At 50.5% G+C, this 22,303-nt stretch carries 18 protein-coding genes and 1 riboswitch; of the genes, 11 read left to right on the top strand and 7 right to left on the bottom strand.

Features of this window, described 5'->3' with window-relative positions:
* Positions 1 to 46: 46 nt before the first annotated feature.
* Entirely contained in the window at positions 47 to 625 is a 579-nt protein-coding gene (locus ACF8PK_RS05190) for a thymidine kinase (RefSeq protein ID WP_004725473.1), read from the bottom strand.
* 130 nt (positions 626 to 755) lie between these two features.
* Positions 756 to 2,531, bottom strand: a complete 1,776-nt coding sequence (gene aspS / locus ACF8PK_RS05185; protein WP_143678888.1) for an aspartate--tRNA ligase — start codon at positions 2,529 to 2,531, stop codon at positions 756 to 758.
* A 321-nt stretch (positions 2,532 to 2,852) separates the two neighbouring features.
* Between aspS and ACF8PK_RS05180 the strand changes: the two genes are divergently transcribed.
* The 6 genes from ACF8PK_RS05180 to ACF8PK_RS05155 all read left to right on the top strand — a co-directional run bounded on the left by ACF8PK_RS05180 (position 2,853) and on the right by ACF8PK_RS05155 (position 9,008).
* Entirely contained in the window at positions 2,853 to 3,719 is an 867-nt protein-coding gene (locus ACF8PK_RS05180; protein WP_392440369.1) for a DUF72 domain-containing protein, read from the top strand.
* Positions 3,720 to 3,870: 151 nt separating this feature from the next.
* Positions 3,871 to 4,599, top strand: a complete 729-nt coding sequence (gene cmoA / locus ACF8PK_RS05175) for a carboxy-S-adenosyl-L-methionine synthase CmoA (RefSeq protein ID WP_014204914.1) — start codon at positions 3,871 to 3,873, stop codon at positions 4,597 to 4,599.
* A 90-nt stretch (positions 4,600 to 4,689) separates the two neighbouring features.
* Entirely contained in the window at positions 4,690 to 5,661 is a 972-nt protein-coding gene (gene cmoB, locus ACF8PK_RS05170; RefSeq protein ID WP_014204913.1) for a tRNA 5-methoxyuridine(34)/uridine 5-oxyacetic acid(34) synthase CmoB, read from the top strand.
* 110 nt (positions 5,662 to 5,771) lie between these two features.
* A complete protein-coding gene (locus tag ACF8PK_RS05165; RefSeq protein ID WP_014204912.1) occupies positions 5,772 to 6,515 on the top strand; it encodes an ATP-dependent zinc protease in 744 nt (247 codons plus the stop codon).
* A gap of 16 nt (positions 6,516 to 6,531) precedes the next feature.
* The gene (locus ACF8PK_RS05160) at positions 6,532 to 8,040 is read left to right on the top strand and encodes an inactive transglutaminase family protein (RefSeq protein WP_014204911.1); all 1,509 of its coding nucleotides are present in this window, start codon (positions 6,532 to 6,534) and stop codon (positions 8,038 to 8,040) included.
* Between the two features lie 2 nt (positions 8,041 to 8,042).
* A complete protein-coding gene (locus ACF8PK_RS05155; RefSeq protein WP_041942528.1) occupies positions 8,043 to 9,008 on the top strand; it encodes an alpha-L-glutamate ligase-like protein in 966 nt (321 codons plus the stop codon).
* Positions 9,009 to 9,359: 351 nt separating this feature from the next.
* Here ACF8PK_RS05155 and mukB read toward each other — a convergent pair whose 3' ends face one another.
* From mukB to cmoM, 4 genes are read right to left on the bottom strand one after another with little or no spacing between them, the layout of a single operon-like run.
* Positions 9,360 to 13,820 carry a chromosome partition protein MukB gene (mukB, locus tag ACF8PK_RS05150; protein ID WP_392440365.1) on the bottom strand — a complete coding sequence of 1,487 codons (4,461 nt, stop codon included), beginning with the start codon at positions 13,818 to 13,820 and terminating at the stop codon, positions 9,360 to 9,362.
* On the bottom strand, positions 13,817 to 14,548 hold the full coding sequence (gene mukE / locus ACF8PK_RS05145; protein WP_004725451.1) for a chromosome partition protein MukE: 732 nt from the start codon (positions 14,546 to 14,548) through the stop codon (positions 13,817 to 13,819). The genes mukB and mukE overlap by 4 nt, the downstream gene beginning before the upstream one ends.
* Positions 14,529 to 15,866 (bottom strand): chromosome partition protein MukF, encoded by a 1,338-nt coding sequence (gene mukF / locus ACF8PK_RS05140; protein WP_014204908.1) that lies wholly within the window; start codon positions 15,864 to 15,866, stop codon positions 14,529 to 14,531. The genes mukE and mukF overlap by 20 nt, the downstream gene beginning before the upstream one ends.
* 2 nt (positions 15,867 to 15,868) lie before the next feature.
* A complete protein-coding gene (gene cmoM, locus ACF8PK_RS05135; protein WP_392440613.1) occupies positions 15,869 to 16,660 on the bottom strand; it encodes a tRNA uridine 5-oxyacetic acid(34) methyltransferase CmoM in 792 nt (263 codons plus the stop codon).
* Positions 16,661 to 16,774: 114 nt separating this feature from the next.
* On the opposite strand from cmoM, the gene elyC reads away from it, so the two are divergent.
* Positions 16,775 to 17,584 (top strand): envelope biogenesis factor ElyC, encoded by an 810-nt coding sequence (gene elyC / locus ACF8PK_RS05130; protein ID WP_004725445.1) that lies wholly within the window; start codon positions 16,775 to 16,777, stop codon positions 17,582 to 17,584.
* Positions 17,585 to 17,680: 96 nt separating this feature from the next.
* Here elyC and torR read toward each other — a convergent pair whose 3' ends face one another.
* A complete protein-coding gene (gene torR / locus ACF8PK_RS05125; RefSeq protein ID WP_041942527.1) occupies positions 17,681 to 18,388 on the bottom strand; it encodes a two-component system response regulator TorR in 708 nt (235 codons plus the stop codon).
* Between the two features lie 221 nt (positions 18,389 to 18,609).
* On the opposite strand from torR, the gene torD reads away from it, so the two are divergent.
* The 4 genes from torD (at position 18,610) to ACF8PK_RS05105 (ending at position 22,303) form a co-directional block, all read left to right on the top strand.
* Complete coding sequence (gene torD, locus ACF8PK_RS05120) at positions 18,610 to 19,257, top strand: molecular chaperone TorD (RefSeq protein ID WP_004725440.1); 648 nt, start codon at positions 18,610 to 18,612, stop codon at positions 19,255 to 19,257.
* Positions 19,258 to 19,530: 273 nt separating this feature from the next.
* Entirely contained in the window at positions 19,531 to 20,541 is a 1,011-nt protein-coding gene (gene purR / locus ACF8PK_RS05115) for an HTH-type transcriptional repressor PurR (protein ID WP_004725437.1), read from the top strand.
* 159 nt (positions 20,542 to 20,700) lie between these two features.
* Positions 20,701 to 20,786: riboswitch (cyclic di-GMP riboswitch) on the top strand.
* Between the two features lie 117 nt (positions 20,787 to 20,903).
* Positions 20,904 to 21,494 carry a TfoX/Sxy family DNA transformation protein gene (locus ACF8PK_RS05110; protein WP_004725436.1) on the top strand — a complete coding sequence of 197 codons (591 nt, stop codon included), beginning with the start codon at positions 20,904 to 20,906 and terminating at the stop codon, positions 21,492 to 21,494.
* A gap of 122 nt (positions 21,495 to 21,616) precedes the next feature.
* Complete coding sequence (locus ACF8PK_RS05105) at positions 21,617 to 22,303, top strand: TVP38/TMEM64 family protein (RefSeq protein WP_158107456.1); 687 nt, start codon at positions 21,617 to 21,619, stop codon at positions 22,301 to 22,303.

Raw genomic sequence — 22,303 nt, 5'->3', positions numbered from 1 at the left:
AAGGATGGGTCACCCCATCCTTTTTATCGAGAAAGACAATGGCAGCTTAGCGCCCCAACGCTTCTTTATAATGCTGACGACACACCGACACGTACTTGTCGTTGCCACCAATCGCCACTTGGTCACCTTCGGAAATCGCATTGCCATGCTCATCCGTGCGGATCACCATGTTGGCTTTACGCCCACAATGACAAATGGTTTTCAGCTCAATCAGTTTATCTGCCCACGACAACAGGTATTTACTGCCTTCAAACAGCTCCCCCAAAAAGTCAGTGCGCAAACCGTAGCAGAGTACGGGAATATCCAGTTTATCCACCACTTCAGTCAGTTGATAAACTTGCTCTTTGGTCAGAAACTGACACTCATCCACCAACACACAATGACGTTTTTCGTTTTGATGCAGTTGCTTGATGGCATCAAACAGATTGGTGTCCGAGGTAAAGAGATGTGCATCCGCTTCTAAGCCGATTCGAGAACTCACTTTACCCACGCCAAAACGATCATCGATCGCCGCGGTGAAGATCACGGGCGTCATGCCGCGTTCTTGATAGTTAAACGATGATTGAAGCAGTGTGGTCGACTTACCCGCGTTCATTGCCGAGTAATAAAAATACATCTGAGCCAAAGTGCTGTTTCCTGTCTAAAACTAAAATTCGCGCAATGATAAGCAAACAGGCCGCATCACGGCCATCACTCGCTTCACATTTGCGCGATCATCAATAAAAAAAGGGTGGCTAAGCCACCCTATCAAATGCTTATTCTGCTTTTTCTTTCGCCGCAGTCACGGCAATCGCCAGCTCATCCAGCGCAGCTGGGTTTGCAAGGCTCGGTGCATCGGTCAGGAGACACGCCGCTGCGGTTGTTTTAGGGAACGCGATCACATCACGGATGTTTTCGGTACCACACAGCAGCATCACCAAACGGTCCAAACCGAACGCCAGACCCGCATGTGGTGGTGTACCGAATTTCAGTGCATCCAACAGGAAGCCGAATTTCAGTTGTTGCTCTGCCGCATCAATGCCCAGCAGGTCGAATACCGCCGCTTGCATGGTTGCATCGTGAATACGTACCGAACCGCCGCCGACTTCGTAGCCGTTCAGAACCATGTCGTACGCGTTTGATAGCGCACCTTCTGGATTCGCTTTCAGCTCTTCCGGTGTCATGTTCAGTGGTGACGTGAATGGGTGGTGCATTGCAGCCACATTGCCTTCGTCGTCCGATTCAAACATTGGGAAATCAACCACCCACAGTGGTGCCCAAGTGGATTCGTTGGTGATGTTCAGCTCTTTACCCACTTTCAGACGCAGCGCGCCCAGTGCTTCAGAAACCACGTTGGCTTTGTCGGCACCGAACAGGATGATGTCGCCAGTTTGTGCGCCAGTGCGCTCAAGGATAGCCGACACGATCGTTTCGTTCAGGAATTTCGCTACTGGCGATTGAATGCCTTCCATGCCTGCAGCTAGGTCGTTCACTTTCAACCATGCCAGACCTTTCGCGCCGTAAATCGCAACAAACGCGGTGTACTCATCAATTTGTTTACGAGACAGCGCCGCACCACCTGGTACGCGCAGTGCCGCAACACGGCCTTTTTCATCGTTCGCAGGGCCAGAGAAGACTTTGAAATCGACCTCTTTCAGCAGATCAGCCACATCCACCAGTTCCATCGGGTTACGAAGGTCTGGTTTGTCGCTACCGAAACGACGCATCGCTTCGCTGTATGGCATGACCGGGAAATCGCCCAGATCCACGTTCAGCAGCTCAAGCCACATTTCGCGAATCATTTTTTCAGTCACAGCACGCACTTGATCCGCCGTCATGAATGACGTTTCGATATCGATCTGAGTGAATTCTGGTTGACGGTCAGCACGCAAATCTTCGTCGCGGAAACATTTAACGATTTGGTAGTAACGGTCAAAGCCTGACATCATCAGCAGCTGTTTAAAGAGCTGAGGAGATTGTGGCAGCGCGTAGAATTTACCTTTGTGAACACGGCTTGGTACCAAGTAGTCACGTGCACCTTCTGGCGTTGCTTTAGTCAAAACTGGGGTTTCGATGTCGAGGAAACCGTTGGTATCTAGGAAACGGCGAACGAAGCTTGATGCTTTCGCGCGCAGTTTAATGCGATCGCTCATTTCAGGACGACGCAGGTCTAGGTAACGGTATTTCAGACGTTGCTCTTCCGAGTTCTTCTGGTTGAAGTCGAGTGGCAGAACGTCAGAACGGTTAATGATCTGTAGGCCTTTCGCCAAGACTTCGATTTCGCCTGTCGCCATGTCTTTGTTCACTTGGCTGTCAGGACGAGCGTGTACTTCGCCAGTCAGTTTGATACAGAATTCATTACGAAGCTGGTTTGCCACTTCAAAAACGTCTGCCATATCGGGATCAACAACCACCTGAACGACGCCTTCACGATCTCGCATATCAATGAAGATCAGTCCGCCTAAATCACGACGGCGGTTAACCCAACCGCAAAGCTCAACAGTTTGTCCTGCGAGGGACTTGTTCAGGTGACCACAATAATGGCTACGCATAATGAAATTCCCAATCTCTAATTAATCATCAAATTCTAAGCTGTGGATTCCTCGTTGAAGCCACAGCGCAAAGTTCCATTTATACGCTGAAAGGCGATCAAGATCGACCTTCCAGAATACAATTTGTTGTGTTTTATCAAGCGCCGCTGTTTTTTAGTACAATAATCCGCCAAATCAGCGATTAAAGCATCGACGCCCTGTAAAATTGGCGCTGATTATATACCCAAGTGTCGACGAAATGCGAGGTCACTTGGGTCAAGACGCAATCTGTCGTATCCTGCCCCGTACCAGCCCAACCGCAACGGAATTTGAGCCATTACCATGAATGACCTACCTCTTCGACTCGGACTGACGATGTGGTCGCACCCTGCTTGGCAGAGCGGCTTTTATGGCAGCGGCACGCAAGCGGCTGAACGTTTGGCGAAATACGCGCAGGTTTTTCATACCGTCGAAGGTAACACCACGTTTTATGCGTCCCCATCGCCGGCCACGGTACAGAACTGGAAAGCGGCCACCCACGATGCATTCCGCTTTACCTTTAAACTGCCTAAAAACATCACGCATCAGCACCTGCTGCAGGGGTGTCAGGATGAACTAAAAACCTTCATGACACTGATGGAACCGCTGCACGACCGAGTCGGAATGTGGACGATTCAATTGCCCGCAGCATTTGGCCCCGAGCACCTTGACCAGCTGAAAAAGTTTCGCCGTTATTTTCCGCGTGAATTTCCACTGGGCGTCGAAGTCCGTCATATGGCGTATTTTGCCAAAGGCGACGCCGAACGCGCGCTCAATCAATGGCTGATGGAAGAGCAAATTGACCGCATTATCATGGACAGTCGCCCCGTTTTTGCCGCCCCGCCATCTAACGAAGTCATCATCGATGCGCAAATGAAGAAGCCCAAAGTGCCCGTACATGCCATCGCGACCGCCAGCAAACCGATGATCCGATTCATCGGCCACCCGGAGCATGACGCAAACCTGCCCTTCTTTGCACCGTGGTTGCATAAGTTACCACAGTGGATCCGCGACGGAAAACAACCTTATGTGATGATTCACACGCCGGACAATCATTTTGCGCCAGAGCTTGCAGCGACACTTTATCATTCATTGCAGGCAGCCCTGACGCTGCCTGACTTGGCACCGTTTCCAGCGCAAGATGGCAACAACCAACTGGCGATGTTCTAACCCGTCACTTGCACTTGAATTCATGGCAGGACATTTGCTGATGAGAAACACCGCCCGCTTAATGACAGCAGGCAAAATTTTTCATAAAATACGCGCCTTTTCTTGAGCCTGAAGCGATCTTCAGGCTGACGCGAGCTGCCGTGAGGTTACCATGAGCAACAAAGACACTATCTTTTCAGCCCCTATCGATAAGATCGGAGACTTTACGTTCGATGAACGTGTGGTTGAAGTCTTTCCAGATATGATTCAGCGATCGGTCCCCGGCTACGCCAATATTATTTCGGCGATTGGCATGCTAGCCGAACGCTTTGCCAAGCCTCACAGCAACCTGTATGACTTGGGCTGTTCACTCGGCGCAGCCACGCTCTCCATGCGTCGCAACATCAAACAGGAAGGCTGCAAGATCATTGGTGTCGACAATTCGGCCGCCATGGTGGAACGCTGCAAACTACACGTCAATGCGTACCGTTCTGACACCCCCGTCGAGGTGATTGAAGCGGATATTCGCAACATTGATATCACCAACGCCTCAGTGGTGGTACTCAACTTCACCTTGCAATTCTTGTCGCCAGAAGACCGCTACACGCTGCTAGAGAAAATCTACGCAGGCTTGCGCCCGGGCGGCATTTTGATCCTGTCGGAAAAATTCATCTTCGAAAATCAGGCGGCTCACGAACTGTTGATTGACCTACACCACGACTTCAAACGCGCAAACGGCTACAGCGAGCTGGAAATCAGCCAAAAACGCAGTGCGATTGAAAACGTGATGCGTCCGGATTCTGTCGAAACGCATAAAGCACGCTTTGAACAGCTGGGCTTTTCGAGCTACGAAGTGTGGTTCCAATGCTTTAACTTCGGCTCCATGTTCGCCATTAAATAAATCAATTCGCAAGCGTTCCTCGCCCTGACGGAACCGATTTGCTTTTTGTTGATCATGTCAGGGCATGATGTCGCTATTTAGGAACTCACCATGTTTGACTTTGGTAACGTTTATTCACTGCTAGCGCAAGACACGCGTCTGCAGCCTTGGCTCAAAGTATTGCCACAGCAATTGGCTGATTGGGAAGAAAAAGGCCACGGGGATATTGATCGCTGGTTGCGTGCTTTGAAGAAGATTCCCGACTTCACACCAGACACAATTGACCTGAAAGACTCGGTGAGTGTCTGCAATCAAGAACCGTTGCCCATCGGTGAACAGAAGAAGCTAGAAAGCTTGCTGAAAATGTTCCACCCGTGGCGCAAAGGCCCATACCATCTGCATGGCATCCACATTGATACCGAATGGCGCTCAGATTGGAAATGGGATCGTCTGCTACCGCACATCTCGCCGTTGAAAGGCCGCAGCGTATTGGATGTGGGTTGTGGTAATGGCTATCACATGTGGCGCATGCTGGGTGAAGGCGCGCATCAAGTGATTGGCATCGACCCTTCTGAGCTATTTTTGATCCAGTTCGAAGCGGTGCGCAAATTAATGGGCAACAATCAGCACATTCACTTGCTCCCACTGGGCATTGAACAGTTGCCTGAATTGGAAGCCTTTGACACTGTCTTCAGTATGGGCGTACTGTATCACCGTCGTTCCCCACTCGATCACCTGATCCAATTGAAAAACCAGCTGATTTCCGGCGGTGAACTGATTTTGGAAACCTTGGTCATTGAAGGGGACGAAAACGCGGTGTTGGTTCCGTTCGACCGCTACGCACAGATGCGCAACGTGTACTTTTTCCCATCAGCACCGGCACTGAAAGTGTGGCTGGAAAAAGTCGGTTTTGAAGACGTGCGCATCGTGGATGAGAACGTCACGTCGCTGGGTGAACAGCGCACAACGGAATGGATGACACACAATTCGCTGCCGGATTACATCGATCCGAACGATCCAAGTAAAACGGTCGAAGGCTACCCAGCGCCACGTCGCGCGATTTTGGTGGCGAAGAAACCATAATTGACACAGTTTTAACTCGTCAATTCATGGATAAGACTAACCTAGCACGGGATGCGCGATGCATCCTCTGCTATAAATACATCAACCGATAATCAAGAATAAGGTCGCAAATGTTTAAGCGAATAGCACCCGTCGTTGCACTTACCATGCTTTCTGGCTGCACATTATTAAAGGGCGACGAGTACCACCAAGCTACGCTGGACGCGATTCAACAGTCCGAATCCACGCTTTCCAACAAAATGACCAACCTCGAGCTGCACATCAGCAATCAAATGGACTACATCGATAGCCTCGAAAGTCAGGTCGTTTCCCTCAAGTCCGAAGTGAAAGAACTCAAATCGGTTGCCGAGCAAACTCATACGGTGATTGAAACCCCACCGGCCGAAGTTCAGGCCATGGCCGTGCAAACCAAACCGCGTCACGAAGTGGTGTTGGGTGAGATTGAAAAAGTCACCATTGATACGCTGAAGAAAAACTTCGACGCACGCATCGATACAGGTGCCGCCACGTCGTCTCTGAATGCTGTGGATGTGGAAGAGTTTGAGCGAAATGGCAAAAATTGGGTTCGTTTCCATCTTTCTGATGAAACCGGTGCCAAAGATGACAGTGGTTGGATTGAAGCGCCTATCTTACGTTATGTCCGTATTCGTCAATCCACCAGCGACCAAAGTGAACGCCGTGCGGTGGTTGAACTGTGGGTCAAACTGGGTGATATCCACGAAAAAACACAGTTCACACTGGCCGACCGTTCTCAGATGAGCCATCCTATCCTTCTTGGTCGCGAGTTCATTCGCGATATCGCAGTAGTGGATGTAAGTCGTAAATATATTCAGACAGAAACCAAAATAAAATAAATAAGGTCACTCACTTATGACGTCACGAGTTCCGTTTTATCTCTCCATACTTTTGTTGGTTGCGGTCGGCATTACGTTAAGTGTCATTCGTCATCAGAGCTACGGTGTACCGTGGACCCCAGGCGAAACCCGTCAAGTATGGGATATTGAAGCCCGCGTTGAGTTTGTAGCTCAGGGCAAAGAAGCCAAAGTGTCACTTGCCGCACCGCACACGCAAGACGGCTACACACTGGTTGGCGAGAACGCATCTTCACCCGGTTACGGCATTTCATATGTCAGCACCGATTCCGGCCGCCGCGCTGAGTGGTCGATTCGTCAAGCAACCGGCCCTCAAACCATCTATTACAAGACGCAATTTCTGGTCGACCCTCAAGCGAAAACGATTCCGGTTCCCCCTACAGGCGAAATCGTGAAGCCAACGTTTGATGGCCCAGAAGAAGCAGCGGCGATTGCCGTGATTGACCAAGCCACACGCCTGTCTGCCGATCATGTCACCTTCACTCGCGAACTCATCAAAACGCTAAACGATAGCGAGAGCCAGAATGCAGCCCTGCTGCTGAACAAAATGAGCAAGGTGGATACCGCGCAGAAACTGTTGTCGTACGCACAAGTGCCAAACAAAGTGGTTGGCGTCATTCAGTTGGAAGATGGTCGCCGTCGCCAAGCGATTCAACACATGAACGAAGTGTGGAATGGCAAAAAATGGGTGCTGTTTAATCCAGAAACCGGTACGCAACCGACTCACCCGAATCTCTTGGTGTGGGACGAATCAAACATCTCATTGCTGGATGTGATGGGCGGTCAAAACAGCCAAGTGCTGTTTAGCATGATTGCGCAAGACGTGTCACCGCAACAGGCCACGGACAGCAAAGTTCAGTCTGACGGCTTGCTGAACCTGTCGATCCACAGCCTGCCGTTGGAAGAACAGGCGATGTTCAAAACCATCATGTTGATTCCAATCGGGGCGTTGATTGTGGTCTTCCTGCGCGTAATCATTGGATTGAAAACTTCCGGTACGTTCATGCCGGTTCTGATTGCCGTCGCTTTCGTACAAACGCAACTGACCACCGGTATCGTCGGCTTCCTGTTGATTGTCGGCACCGGCCTCATCATTCGAAGTTACCTCTCCAAATTGAACTTGCTGTTGGTTGCACGGATCTCCGCAGTCATCATTTCGGTCATCCTGATTATTTCCGTCTTTACCGTAGTCGCATTTAAAGTCGGTTTGACGGAAGGCCTGACCATTACGTTCTTCCCGATGATCATCTTGTCGTGGACCATCGAACGGATGTCGATTCTGTGGGAAGAAGAAGGCGCGAAAGAAGTCATCATGCAAGGTGGCGGTTCGCTGCTGACTGCTGTGCTGATTTATCTGGCGATGACCAACTCATACGTGCAGCACCTGACCTTTAACTTCATCGGACTTCAGTTGATTGTTCTAGCGGCTATTTTGCTGTTGGGAACATACACTGGTTACCGAATTACTGAGCTGCGCCGCTTTAAACCCCTCGCAGACGGAGATTAATTATGTTTTTCTCTCTTTCTGAATACACCTCCCCTTTCAAGTTACGTCGGAAGGGGATCATGGGAATGAACAAGCGTAACCACAGCTACATTGGGCGCTACAATGATCGTTCCAAATACCCGTTGGTGGATGACAAGCTCAAAACCAAACTGATTGCGCAGCGCGCTGGTTGTACGGTGCCTAAACTGATTGGCGTGATCAGCAACCAAGGGGATGTGAAACGCATTCACGACATGGTCAAAGAGTGGCCTGGCTTTGTGATTAAGCCAGCTCGCGGCAGTGGCGGTAAAGGTATTTTGGTCATCGTGTCTCACAAAGATGGCGTGTACACCAAGCCGTCCGGTTCAACCATCAGTAAAGAGGACGTCGAGCGCCACATCAGTAATGCGCTGGCGGGGTTGTTCTCTCTTGGTGGGAAAAACGACGTGGCGGTAGTAGAAAACTTGATCAAGTTTGACGACTGCTTTGACGGTTTCAGTTATGAAGGTGTGCCTGATGTTCGAATCATCGTCTTTAAAGGCTACCCGGTCATGGCGATGATGCGTCTTTCCACGTCTGCTTCAGACGGTAAGGCCAACCTGCACCAAGGTGCGGTCGGTGTGGGTGTCGACATCGCCACCGGCAAAGCGGTCCGTGCCGTGCAGTTTAACCGCCCGGTCACCCATCATCCGGATACCGGCAAAGAGCTTCATACATTACAAGTGCCACAATGGGAGCGCTTATTGACGCTCGCGGCCAGTGCGTGGGAAATGACCGGACTCGGCTACATCGGTACCGATATGGTGCTGGACAAAGAAGAAGGCCCGATGGTGCTGGAGCTGAATGCGCGCCCCGGCTTGGCAATTCAAATTGCCAACGGCGCCGGATTGTTGCCCCGTCTGCATCACATTGAGAGTTTAGGTTCACCATTGATTGCGCCGACGCCCGCTGAGCGCGTCGCCTACGCGGTCAAACAATTTGGTATCTGAGACTTCAACTTGGTATCTGAAACTTCAACGGGGCGCGCAAGTGCCCCGTTTTTTTACCTTGAATCACATGCCTGATGGCCGTGTCAACGCACGAGCGCCTGCCCAGAACTACCCTTCCCTTGCCATATCCCCCTTCGCCCACGCTGCATTCCACAACCGTAAATAAGCCACATTCAACAGCATCAGTCCGAACACAAAGCACCACCATTGCGAGCCCGTGCTCAGCGTGTGGCGCCCGATGTCATCGACCAACCAGAGACCAACCAAAGACCGGCATAAAAAAACGCCTTCACAAGGAAGGCGTTTGATCATGGATTTAAATGACCTTATTCAAGGTCAAGCGCGTCGACGTTAGCTTAATTCTTCCGCCAGTAGCTGCTCATCGGTTTTGGGTTTCTCCGTCTGGCCAAAGCCACGCAGACCCACCACGTGCACGTGTTCGTGATCTTTGAACACTTTACGCACCAGTTTATAAGTAGTGCCTTTTTCTGGGCTGATGTTCTCTGGTGCCGCGATCAAAAGCTGCATATCCAGACGTTCACACAGCTCAAACAGCGTGGCGATAGATTTCGCATCCAGACGCGCTGCTTCATCAAGGAACAGCAGACGACATGGCATGATGTCTTTACTGCGCAGACGACGAGACTCTTCTTCCCAGCTCTGCACCACCATCAGCAGGATTGACTGACCCGTACCAATCGCTTCACCCGTTGACAAAGCGCCCGATTCTGCTTGCAACCAACCGTCTGAGCCACGGTTTACTTCCACGCTCAGTTCCAAGTAGTTACGGTAATCCAACAGCTCTTCACCCAGGACTTGCGGTGAACGTTGCCCCATATCGATATGCGGGTTCACACGTTGGAACAGCTTCGCCATCGCTTCTGAGAAGGTGTAGCGCGCGCTTTCAAACAGATCTTTGTGCTGCGCTTGATGCTCCGACAGCCCTGCCAGCAAAATTTCGTGGCTTTCACGCACTTTCACGTTCAGACGCACGCCTTTCACCTGACCAAAGGCGATGTTCGACAAGCCTTGGTTCAACATGCGAATGCGGTTTTGTTCACGCTGAATGGTTTTGCGAATGATGCTCGCCACTGAATCAGAACTGATCGCCAAGCGGTTTTCACGTTGTGTCAGCTCTTCCGTCAGACGCGCCAGTTCCACTTCCATCTCTTCAATTGCTTCGACCGGATCGTCGGTACGAATGATGTCCTGACGAATGCGTTCACGCAGGTGCTGATACACCGCAATGTAGAACAACACTTTGCGCTCAGGGCGTGCGTTGTCTTCCGACTGACGCAGTGAATCACGCAAGTCTTCGTTGTTGGCGACCGCAAGACGCAATGCACCCAACGATTTGTCCGACATAGAACGCAGTTCATCGGCCGACAAATACGCCAGTTCACGTTTGTGCAGGCGACGTTCAACATCGTTTTCACGCGCCAAACGCAGCACCGAGCACCAACCCGCTTTCGCATTCACCACGAATGTACGCAGATCTTTGTAGTCTTTCTCGACTTTCTTCATGCGTTTCGCCAGCGCTTTCATCTCCAGCTCTGTCGAGGTGATGGTACGCTCGTATTCGCTCTTCCGGCCACGAGAGGTATGCAAACGCTCTTGCAGCTCATCACGGCGGCGTTGGGCACGCTCCAGCGCGCCTTCATCGGCGTGAACACCAAAGTCTTGCAGCTCTTGCTTGAACTCTTGAACCGTTTCCAGCTTCGCTTGGTGTGAACTCTTCAGCGACGCCAACACTTGGTTGTATTGGTTCATCTGCGCCTGAGCTTGTTTGAGTTCTTCACGGCTGCGGTTACGCAGGTTTTCCGCCTGCACCAGCTTCGCTTTAAGCTGTTCGCTCAGTTCACTGCTCTTGCTCAGCAGATCGACAGAATCGGCATAGGCGAAGTGATGACGACGCTCAACCAGATCCGACAAGGCAAAAATCTGTTTCTTGAGTTGTTGCAGCGCGGTATCCGCTTGTTGGTATTGCGCTTCCAGTGCATCAAACTGCTCTGGATCGGCATCCAAGGCGGAGGCGATTTTTTCCAACTGTGCAATGGCTTTACCGTGCGCCGCGACGAACGATTTGGCTTCTGACAGTTGGGCAATCTTGGTTTCAATTTCTTCAAAGCGCGCTTGAAGCGAATCGTCTTCCAGCAGCAACATGTTTGGCGCAATCTTCGCTAAGGCGGCAATCGCCTGTTTGCTCAATTGCAATTGGCTGCGTTGTTGCTGCTCTTGACCATCCAGCTCCGCCAACGTGCGGCTCAGTTGATTGCGTTTGTCACGCGCTTGCATCAGCGCTTGTTCTGGATCAGCGTCAAACGCGACTTGCAGATGCTGCGCCACAAACTGGTTGAAGTTGCTGTACAGACGTTGCAGTTTCTGTGAATCAAACGCCGCTTTCGCATGCGCTTCCACCACATCGTCACGCTCTTCACGTAACAGCTCCAAGCGTTGTTCACGCGCCGCACGGCCAAACAGTGGGATTTTCGGGAAACGGGAGTAACGCATTTGGCGATCGTTGAGTTGAACGCACACCGCCCCTTCCAGCTCTTCGGCATTGATGGAGCTGTCGTCGAACGCATCGATGTCGCCTTCGATCAGGTACAAGTCTTCCGGACAGTCGTCCAGTTCAACCAGCTTCTCTTTGATGCCAGACAGATCCGACACGACAATCGCATGACGAGCCGGGCCGTACATCGCACTGAAATACGGCGCATCGTCGATGGTGATGTCATCGTAAATTTCCGACAGCAGCACACCGCCTAGCGTATCTGCCAAGCCTTTGAGGCGCGAATCATTCGAACCACCCGGAGACGCCAGACGCTCAATCTCGCTTTCCAGTGTTGCGCGGCGTTCCGCTAACTTGTCTTTCGCAATCGACTGTGCTTTTTCTTCTTCCAGCACCTGCTGCATGTGCGCCATGATCGATTGGCTGTCTGCCAATTCGGCACCACTTTGCTCACGTAACGTTTCCAGTGCATCGTTGGCTTTGATCCACGCAGGCGCAATCGCTTCTAAACGCGAAATCTGCGCTTGGTAATCTTGCTCACTGCGGCGCTGCTGACTGCGTTTCTCACGCAGCTCTTCCTGGCTAAATTCCAAGCTTTCAATCAACACTTCGTGGCGTTCACGCTCTTGTTCCAGCGTGATTTCATCAGCCAAGGTGACCTGATGCTGTTTCTGGTAGCTGTCAGCCAGTTGGCGCACGTTGCGTTGCTGCTCGATGCGACGTTCCAGATCGCGCTGCTGCGCGTACCATTGGTGTTCGTTTTGCGTGATTTGTTCGGCATCGCGCGCTTGACGAATCAGTTGCTGCGCTTTGCTGGCAGCATCGCTGCGCGCAACATCACCCAGCACGCTTTTTACCAACGCAAAGGCGTTGTCGAATTGCTCAGCCGCCGCAGAGGACATATCCAGCTTGTGTTTGAGTGCCAGCAGTTCTGATGTGCGTTCGTCTTGCTGATCCTTCAATTGCGCCACTAACGCTTGCGCGCTGTCGGCACTGAGGGTGTCGTCGCCCAGCAGTTGCTGCGCTTTTTCAAGCGCATTTAGCGCCTGTTGGTATTGCAGCGCACGGGTTTGTTGCACATCCAACGCTTGCTGATAATCGGCCAACTGCGTCTTCAGGCTGTCGACTTCATCTTCTGCGACCGTGGCCTGCTCTTCGACCATCATCATGCGCTCTTGCGCTTCCTCGACGACCATCAGCTGCTCTTCGAGACGAACACTCAGCTCTTCCAAGTCATCTTGGTAACGCGCAATTTTCTCCTGCTGACGCAGTGCATTTTGCACCAATTGCAGGTGATCCGACGCGCCTTGGTAATCCTGTTCGAGTACCGATTCGGTCTCGACCAACATTTCCAGCTCTTCGTGAACCCGATTGAGCAGACTGTTTTGTTCGATCAAGGTTTCGCGCGCGCTGAACAACTCGCTACGTAGTGCCAGCGTTTGATCCATTTTGTTGCGGCGATCGTTGGCGTGACGCATGTAGTCCGCCGCCACGTAGTTGGTCGATTCGGTGATCAGATGTTTAAACAGATCCCGATCCGCCTGCGTGGTTTTGATCGCTTCAAGCGTCATGCGGTTTTCACGCAGCGCTGATTCCATATCTTGGAACGCTTTCTTCACGCCGCCATTTTGTGGCAGCAGGTAGTCACGCAATGAACGGGTGATGGCACTGGAGATACCGCCGTACAGCGACGCTTCGATCAGACGGTAGAATTTTGAACGGTCACTGCTGTTGCGCAGTTTCTTCGGAATCACACCGAATTCAAACATTTGGCTGTGGTAATCCACAATTGACGGGAACGCTTTAAAATGCGCGCCTTCAATGGTGGCCACGGAATCTTTCACTTCGTTGATTTGGCGCACACGGGCATGTTTGTCCGAAACGCTTTCAATCAATACATCTGTTGGTTTGATGTGGCTTGGCAAGCCTTGAATCACAAAGGGTTTGATGTCGACTTTTTTGTCACGACCTGCGACCTGTTGCAACTTCACCACAAACAGCAAGCGCTGCTTACGGGAGTTGACCACATCAAGTGCTGCGTAACACGCACCCGGTTGCAATTTACCGTATAAACCTTTGTCGCGAGACGATTGCGAACTGCCCGCTTCAGTGGTGTTACGGAAATGCAGTAAGGTTTGGTCTGGGATCAGCGCAGTAATAAACGCCGCCATCGTGGTCGATTTACCGGCACCGTTCCCGCCAGACAGGGTGGTCACCAAATTATCAATGTCAAAAGTACGCGCAAAAAAGCCGTTCCAATTGATCATGGTCAGCGATTGATATTTACCTCGTTCAATCATGCTTCACCTTCCAACTCTGTTTGCTCGTCATCATCATGTTGTTCTGCTTCTTCATCGTTATCGAGCAGGCTTTGTTGGCTTGGCTCTTGCGCGTGCACCACGGCTTCACCGTCGCGGATCAAACGCAATTGCGCTTCGCGTACGTCATCACCCACACGCACATCGGCGCCAAAGCGGAACACCGCTTCTGTAATGCGGAATTTGGCCGTTTCACCAATGTTGATCACCATGCCAAGACGGCGCAGGCGACGCAGGGACGTCCGTACTTTTTCAAACAACTTCTCTTTGTCGAGGTCTGACCCACTGGCTCGGTTGGTCACCAGCTTCATCAGTTTTTTCTCGTCCGACAAGGTCAGCAGTTCGTCGTACAACTCCTGATTGGTGAAGATGCCTTCATGCGCCAGACGTTCTGGGCTCAGATAAAGGAAACACAGCACTTTGCCCACCAGCATGTCGAGTTCTGATAAGACACTGCGGTGGATGAGCGAGGTTGAACGCGGACGCAGGTAGAAAAACCCTTCCGGCGCGCGCACCAATTCGGTGTTGTAACGTTGATAAAACAGCGCCAATTCCGGCTCAAAATCAGACAAAAATGCATGATTGTCCATGTCGTCACTGGAGATATGACGGCCTGCACGCAACAGGCTATCGAGCGCCGGGAAAAGCGGGTTGGCAATCGCTTTGGCCAGATTCTCTGGCATGTATTCATTAATATCGGTCGATGACATTTGCTTGTACCTTTGCACCAAAATCGTTAATTGCTTGCCAATCTGGCTGAATGGCTCGGTAATCTGAGTCGGAGTAACCCAGACGTACGGCCTGGTCGACAACGATTCGGGCTAAATCGAAATGATGAGTTCGTGGATGGATGGCGAGGTAATCACGCAGCACAACGCCCAGGTCAATCGCTTGTCCTTGCTCTTTATGCTGTTTAAGCATGTCACCAATGCGCTCGGCCAGCTCATCATTGACCTGTTGAAACTCTTCGTACTCGACTTCGGCTGGGACATGGCCCGTCACTTCGTCATCACGCAGCACCAAGGCTTCGTCGCGCAAATCGCTCAGGCGTTCTGCATCGGCAAAGGTCAGGTACCAAGGTTGCTCGAAGTAATCGTTCACCGATTGACGCAGGCGCTGACTGAACGCGCGGTTCTGGTCCATGTCGATGGCGGTACGAATAAATTTGTGCACGTGGCGGTCGTAGCCAATCCACAGGTCAATCGCCTGTTGGCCCCAACTGGTAATGCGGTCGAGCTTCATCTGCAACGCAAACAGCGTCTCTTCGATGAAGTCCAGTTCGGCATCGCCATACACAATTTCTTGAATATCGAGGATCTGTGTTTGCAGCTCATCCCCTGCCGCTTGCAAGGTGTCTTGTAGCTCACGCAAGGTCGATGAGGTTTCAGACAGCAAATCTTCACAGTTGTGAATTGCATCGCGCCAGTCTTTGTTCAGCAGATCCGCGATCTGTTGTTTCACCGACTGTTGCTGCTCATCCATCACCCGTTGGTTGAGGTCGATGCGATCAAAGATCTCGCCCACGGAATATTTCAAAACGCCATAGACGTTTTTCTTCCAATGGCCTGGGGTGCCGCCCTGCTGCGCAGATTCCACGGCTTTGGCCATTTCATCGGCAACCATCGAGAGCTGAATAGAAAGCTTGAGCTTAGAAAATTCGCGATGACGCACGTAGTAATCGGTAATACCGACTGCCAACGGCGACATGCGGTAAATGCTGGCGCCGTCGGTCACTTCACTGGTAAAGCGGCTAATCAAGCGCTGTTTCACCAGTTCATTAATCGCGTTATTGGCACGGAATGCAGACGCGTCACCCGTGTCTTCAAACATACGAGTCACGATGATAAACGCATCGTGCAACTCTCCTTCACCTAGCTCTTCATCGAACCGTTCGTTGCTCAGCACTGCGATAGCGATAAGAAACGCAAGTCGCTCAGGCGTCAGGTTCAATGAGAAATCATGCTGCTTGACCCAGCTGACCAATTCATCGATTGGCTGCTCTGCAGCGTTCTGAGTTAACTCACTCATTGTTATTCCTGTTCTTGTTTCTTCTTGGCCCATACATGAATGTAGCGACCTAATGAGCGGTACGGCTCTTGGCGACAGAACTTGCGTTCTAAAGCCAGTACATCTTCATATTGGTATTCGCCCATGTTTTTCATGTTACCGATGTAATCACTGAAACAACGAATACCTGACTTACCGCAAATTTCAAAACCGGCGCCTTCTATCCATTGATAGACGTCCGTCGGGATTAAGCCTTTCTGCGGTTGAAGTTTAAAACGTTTGCGGTGAGGCATGCCTTCCAAAACGTGAGGAATGTTACCGCAAACCGCATTCTTATAAACCAGACCGTGATAGTTATAGAACATCACCGACACCATGCCGCCCGGTCGGACTTGCGTCAGCAAATTCTCCAGCGCGGGTTTTGGCTCCGCTAACCATTCCATCACGGCGTGGAACATGACAATATCCACCGGGTCGGATAGGTGGTCCTGAATGGACTGAACCGGTGAATGAACCAAGCGATACTGCGCAAGCAGTCCGTGATTTGCAATATCCTTCTCTGCCAGTTGCAGCATTTCAGAAGACAGATCACACAAGGTGACCCGGTGGCCTAGCTTGGCGAGTTTTTGTGACATTTGCGCAAGCCCCCCGCCTGCATCTAATACGTGCAAAGGGGCGCTAGCTTTGTCAAAATGCGATAGCAATTGCAGTAAATCTTCCCAAACAATGACTTGGCGGATCTCGCCTTTGTCAGAGCCGTATATATTTTTTGCAAATTTGTGGGCAATATCGTCGAAATTGCGATCTTCTGTCACAGTGGCTTGAGTTATGATAATCAATCGTGCTGCTATTCTGTCATAGGAATGGCAGGAATAAAGAGGCTTTAGCCCTTTTTATTATCAAGTGCTGTTTTTTCGGACTATTTGTTTATGTTTGAGCTGAAAAAAATTGTTTCTTCTTTACTGATGCCTCTTCCGGCGTTGTTGATTATTGGTTTTGTGGGCCTGATGCTGATCATGTTCACGGCCAAACGCAAAACCGGATGCCTTGTTGTTTTGTTTTCCCTGTTTGGCATCTTCCTTATTTCATTCCAACCCGTCTCAAGTCGTTTGCTGATGCCGTTAGAACGTCAGTATTCCGCCTTTTTGCCGGTTGACGGTACAATTGATTACGTCATGGTGCTGGGCAATGGTCATGTCGTCGATGACCAGATCCCCCCCACGTCAGAGTTAAGTCGTGCCGCGTTAATGCGCCTTGCCGAAGGCATTCGTGTCATGCGCATGTATCCAGGCTCCAAACTGATTCTCTCAGGCTACGCCGGTGGCAGTGAGTTCAGCCATGCTCGCATGTTAGCGCGTGTCGCATTGGCGCTGGGCGTTGCCAAATCCGATATCATCTTGCTGGAAACAGCCAAAGATACGTGGGAAGAAGCGCGTCAAGCGGCGGCGTTTGTACAACAACGTCGTTTGGTGCTCGTGACGTCAGCAAGTCACATGCAGCGCGCACTAAATGAATTCCATTCCGCCGGTTTACAGCCGATCCCAGCGCCAACCAACTACTTGGCGCAAGCCAGCATTAGCCAGCCGTGGGATAAGTACACGCCAAAAGCGCTGTACTTAGAACAGACGGAACATTACTGGTACGAAAGCATGGGCATGCTATGGCAATCGCTGCGTGATTGGGTTGCCGGTCATGAACAAACCGCACCAATCAACAACGCAGAAACCACACTGCCCTAACTTTGGCATGCTGCGCAAGCGACAAAAAAAGACCAGCAATTGCTGGTCTTTTTTATGTGCATCTTTACGCGCATCGGTGGCGACTTTTCGCAGGCATTAATCGCCAGCGAACATGTAACCTTCACCGTGAACTGTCACAAAGATCTGTGGGTTCTTCGGATCAAATTCCATCTTCGCACGCATGCGACGGATCAGCACATCAATGGTGCGATCATTCGGCGCATCCACTCGATGACTGATCATATTCAAAATGCGCTCGCGACTGAGCACCTGATTGGGATACGCCGACAACGCAACCAATAGCTCATACTCGGCTTTGGTGAGTCGAACCGGATCGCCATTGCGCGTTAATGAGCGGCGCTGAATATCAAACGTCCACTCCCCGAAACGCACCAATTTATCGTTGTCCGGTTCCGGTTCTGGCAATGTGCGACCCGCGATGGCGATGCGCCACAGCAAATTTTTTACGCGAACCAGCAGTTCACGCAGTTCAAGAGGTTTGGTGACGTAATCATCGGCGCCCATTTCGAGGCCAATGATTCGATCAATGCTATCCGTGCGTCCAGTGACCAGAATAATTCCTATATCTGATTGACTGCGAAGTTCTCGCGTCAGCAGCAATCCATCTTCACCCGGCAAGTTGATGTCCAACATCACCAGGTCGATGTCATGCTCACTGAGCGCCTGACGCATCGCTACCCCATTCTCAGCTTCTGTCACTTGATACCCTTCTTTTTGAAAGTATCCAGCCAGTTTGCTGCGGGTCACGATGTCGTCTTCAACAACTAAAATGTGATAGCTCATTGACACCACTTTATGTCCACTATGAATACCCGTCATTCTATTCATAAACAGTCATAATTCTAGCATCTCAACCAAAAACATCAGAGTTTATTGATTCAAAGCAATCTCCTGACAAACCGTTAATTTACCGACTTATTTGTTCATATTTTTTCACGCATTGCGTTATTGCTATTCACAATTATTGTTTAGACTTAGAGGAAGAGAGTATTCGGAGTCGACCCATGCAGGAAATCAAAGTCTTTAACGAAAAGCGTGCCGAAATTTATTGGTGGCTATCGAGCTTATTTAGTAAAGAACTCAGTGACAAAGAGATTGAACAATATCATTCCCCTCAAATTCGCGCCTTCCTCGGCGGGCTGGGCGAAAACGCCGGGCTGCACGCTGCCGTCACACATTTGGTGGATGCTCTCAACCGATTGATGGACCGTGAGGATGCACGCCTCGAACTTGCCGCTGACTTTTGCGATCTGTTTTTAAAATCAGACAAAGATTCCGCGCTGCCTTACGCCTCGGTGTACATCGGCCAAACCGGATTACTCAACGACACGCCAGCGCAAGCAATGGCTGAACTGCTGAAAAAACACGGCGTCACCACGCATGAAACATTGAATGAGCCTGCCGACCATTTGGCGATTGAACTCGACTTTTTAGGCCACCTCATCATTCGCAGTAATGAGCTGGAAAAAGAGGCGCATATGGAGCGCGCATTCGCCGAACAAGCCGCATTCATTCAAACCCATTTAATGCGGTGGGTGCCCCAATTTGCCACGCGCTGCCAGTCACTGGATCAATTCGGTTTCTATGCTGCGGTGACCGAACTGTTGGTGGCATTCCTCGAACTCGACTTGGCTTATTTAGCCGACGAATAGTTCGCTATCGTGCTCACAAATTGACGAATATACCGTGAACTTTGTGATGATCATTTGATCTCATCCGATGAATTTCATTGCGAGTTCACGCGTAGCAGTCTAGAATCTTGACCGCAAACGATAAAAATATGAATTGAAGATGCAAACCGCTGTTTAAAAGCGGTTTTTGTGTTTTTACTACTTATAGGCTTCACTTTGTGTACCGCCTAATCGCTGCTGGACTTGATCGCGCGAAGTTTTTTCGCATTCAGCAGTCATCGACAGGACTAACCTATGGCTACGATTAAAGACGTTGCACGCCTTGCTGGCGTATCAACAACAACCGTATCTCACGTAATCAACAAGACTCGTTTTGTTGCAGAAACCACACAAGAAAAAGTGATGGAAGCGGTAAAAGAGCTGAACTACGCGCCAAGCGCGGTCGCTCGCAGCTTAAAATGCAACACCACTCGCACCATCGGCATGCTCGTGACGCAATCGACCAACCTCTTCTTCTCTGAAGTGATCGATGGCGTAGAAAGCTACTGCTACCGTCAGGGCTACACCTTAATTCTATGTAACACTGGCGGCATTTACGAAAAGCAACGCGACTATATCCGCATGCTGGCAGAAAAGCGTGTGGACGGCATTCTGGTGATGTGTTCTGACCTGACCGAAGAACTGTTGGAAATGCTGGAAAGTCACTCAGACATTCCAAAAGTGATCATGGACTGGGGCCCAGAAACCTCACAAGCCGACAAAATCATTGATAACTCCGAAGAAGGGGGTTACCTGGCGACGAAATACCTGACTGATCGCGGTCATACGGATATCGCCTGCCTAAGCGGCCACTTCGTGAAAGCTGCGTGTCAGGAACGCATTGCTGGTTTCCGCCGTGCCATGGCAGAAGCAAATCTGCCCGTGCGTGAAGACTGGATTTTGGAAGGCAACTTTGAATGTGATACCGCTGTACTGGCAGCGGATAAAATCATCGCGATGGACAAACGTCCGACCGCAGTATTCTGTTTCAATGACACCATGGCACTGGGCCTAATCAGCCGCTTACAACAACGTGGCATTCGCGTTCCGGATGACATGTCGGTGATTGGTTACGACAACATTGAACTGGCCGAATACTTCTCACCACCGCTGACCACCATCCACCAACCGAAACGCCGTGTGGGTAAAAACGCCTTCGAAATTTTGCTGGAACGCATCAAGGATAAAGAGCACGAACGCCGTATATTCGAGATGCACCCTGAGATTGTTGAACGCGACACCGTAAAAGACTTGACAAAACAATAACTTTGCCGAAAATCTGTCTATCTAATGTTGCATACTCATACAAAAAACGTGTGAATTCAGTTGCAATAGTTAGAGACATATATTTGAATGACATCACATTTACATCAAGTAAATGTGATGCTTATTCAAACTTTTGATTATCCTTTTCTAAAGGAAATGTCACGCACAGGGCAAACCATCTGAAAAGGTGGGACGCAAAGCCTCCGGCCTAAACCCAATTTTGGGTAGGTAGCGGGGTTACCGATGGCAAAAATGCATATATTAAGAAGTTGACTCCTAACTGACACACTCATTGCATTCTTTTGCTACTTTCTCGGACCTGACTTTGGTGGCGTATTAATTAATACACCGAGACTTACAGCATGGATAAACCAATACTAAAAGATTCGATGCGGCTCTTTGAGCAACTTGGACGCGTTAAATCTCGTTCAATGTTTGGTGGCTTTGGGATTTTTGTCGATGACACAATGTTCGCATTGGTGGTCAATGACAGACTCCACATTCGCGCCGACGACGCTTCAACCGCAAAATTCAAGCAACAAGGCTACGAGCCTTATGTTTATAAAAAACGCGGATTCCCCGTAGTGACCAAGTATTTCGCTTTGCCGGAAGACTGCTGGTCAGACACGGGCCGTATTCTCGATGACGCTAAATCGGCACTCACTGTGGCAAAATCTGAGCGAGAGACTCAAGCCCAGGCGAAACCCGATCGTTTGAAAGATCTCCCTAACCTGCGCCTTGCGACCGAACGGATGCTGAAAAAAGCCGGTATCGAAACGGTGGAAGCACTGCAGGAGAAAGGTGCCGTAGAAGCATACAAAGCCGTTCGACAATCACATTCTTCAGATGTCGGCTTAGAACTGCTATGGGCACTGGAAGGCGCAATTGAGGGGAAACACTGGTCGGTGATCCCTCAAACTCGCCGCGACGAGTTGTTACAACGTTTGTCGTAAACCTTTTTGAGAGCAACTTCACTAAAAGCATCCGTTCGCGGATGCTTTTTCTTTGAAAGAAAAGATCGCTTTTCCCTGTCTGGTTACGTATACCTATTACCATCATCTCGTGGGAATCTTCAATGAGTAAAAAGCTGATTTTGGGCCTCATCTTAATCGCCGTGATCGTCGCGCTGGCGACCACGTTTGGCCAATACCTGACACTCGACAATGCCAAAGCCCAGCAAGCACTACTGGCCGACTATATTGATCAGCATGTGGTCACTGCCGCGCTGATCTACTTTCTCAGTTACGTCTTCATCACTGCGTTCTCCATTCCCGGTGCAGCCGTTGTGACCTTGCTTGGCGCAGCATTATTCGGCTTTTGGCTCAGCCTGTTACTGGTCTCATTTGCCAGCACCATCGGTGCCACACTCGCGTTTCTGAGCAGCCGCTATCTGTTAAAAGAGTGGGTACAGACTCGATTTGGCGACAAACTCCATGCCGTCAATCAAGGCATGGCTCGAGACGGCGCCTTTTATTTGCTCTCCCTGCGCCTTATCCCGGTGTTTCCATTTTTCCTGATCAACCTGCTGATGGGATTAAGCCCGATTGCGCTAACGCGCTACTATTGGGTCAGTCAGTTGGGCATGTTGCCGGGCACGGCGGTCTACATCAATGCTGGCACACAACTAGCGCAGATCGACTCACTCTCTGGCATCATTTCACCAGCCGTTTTGCTCTCATTTGCGTTGCTCGGGTTGTTTCCATTGCTCATGAAATGGGTGATGAACCGCATCACGCGCCACTCAACAAATGACGCTGCCTGA

It is taken from the genome of Vibrio sp. CJQ_6 (assembly GCF_043106745.1).
In the GTDB taxonomy this organism is placed as follows: Bacteria; Pseudomonadota; Gammaproteobacteria; order Enterobacterales; family Vibrionaceae; genus Vibrio; species Vibrio furnissii.
The sequence above is the reverse complement of the archived record's forward strand: the minus strand, read 5'-3'. Positions and strand labels throughout refer to the sequence as shown.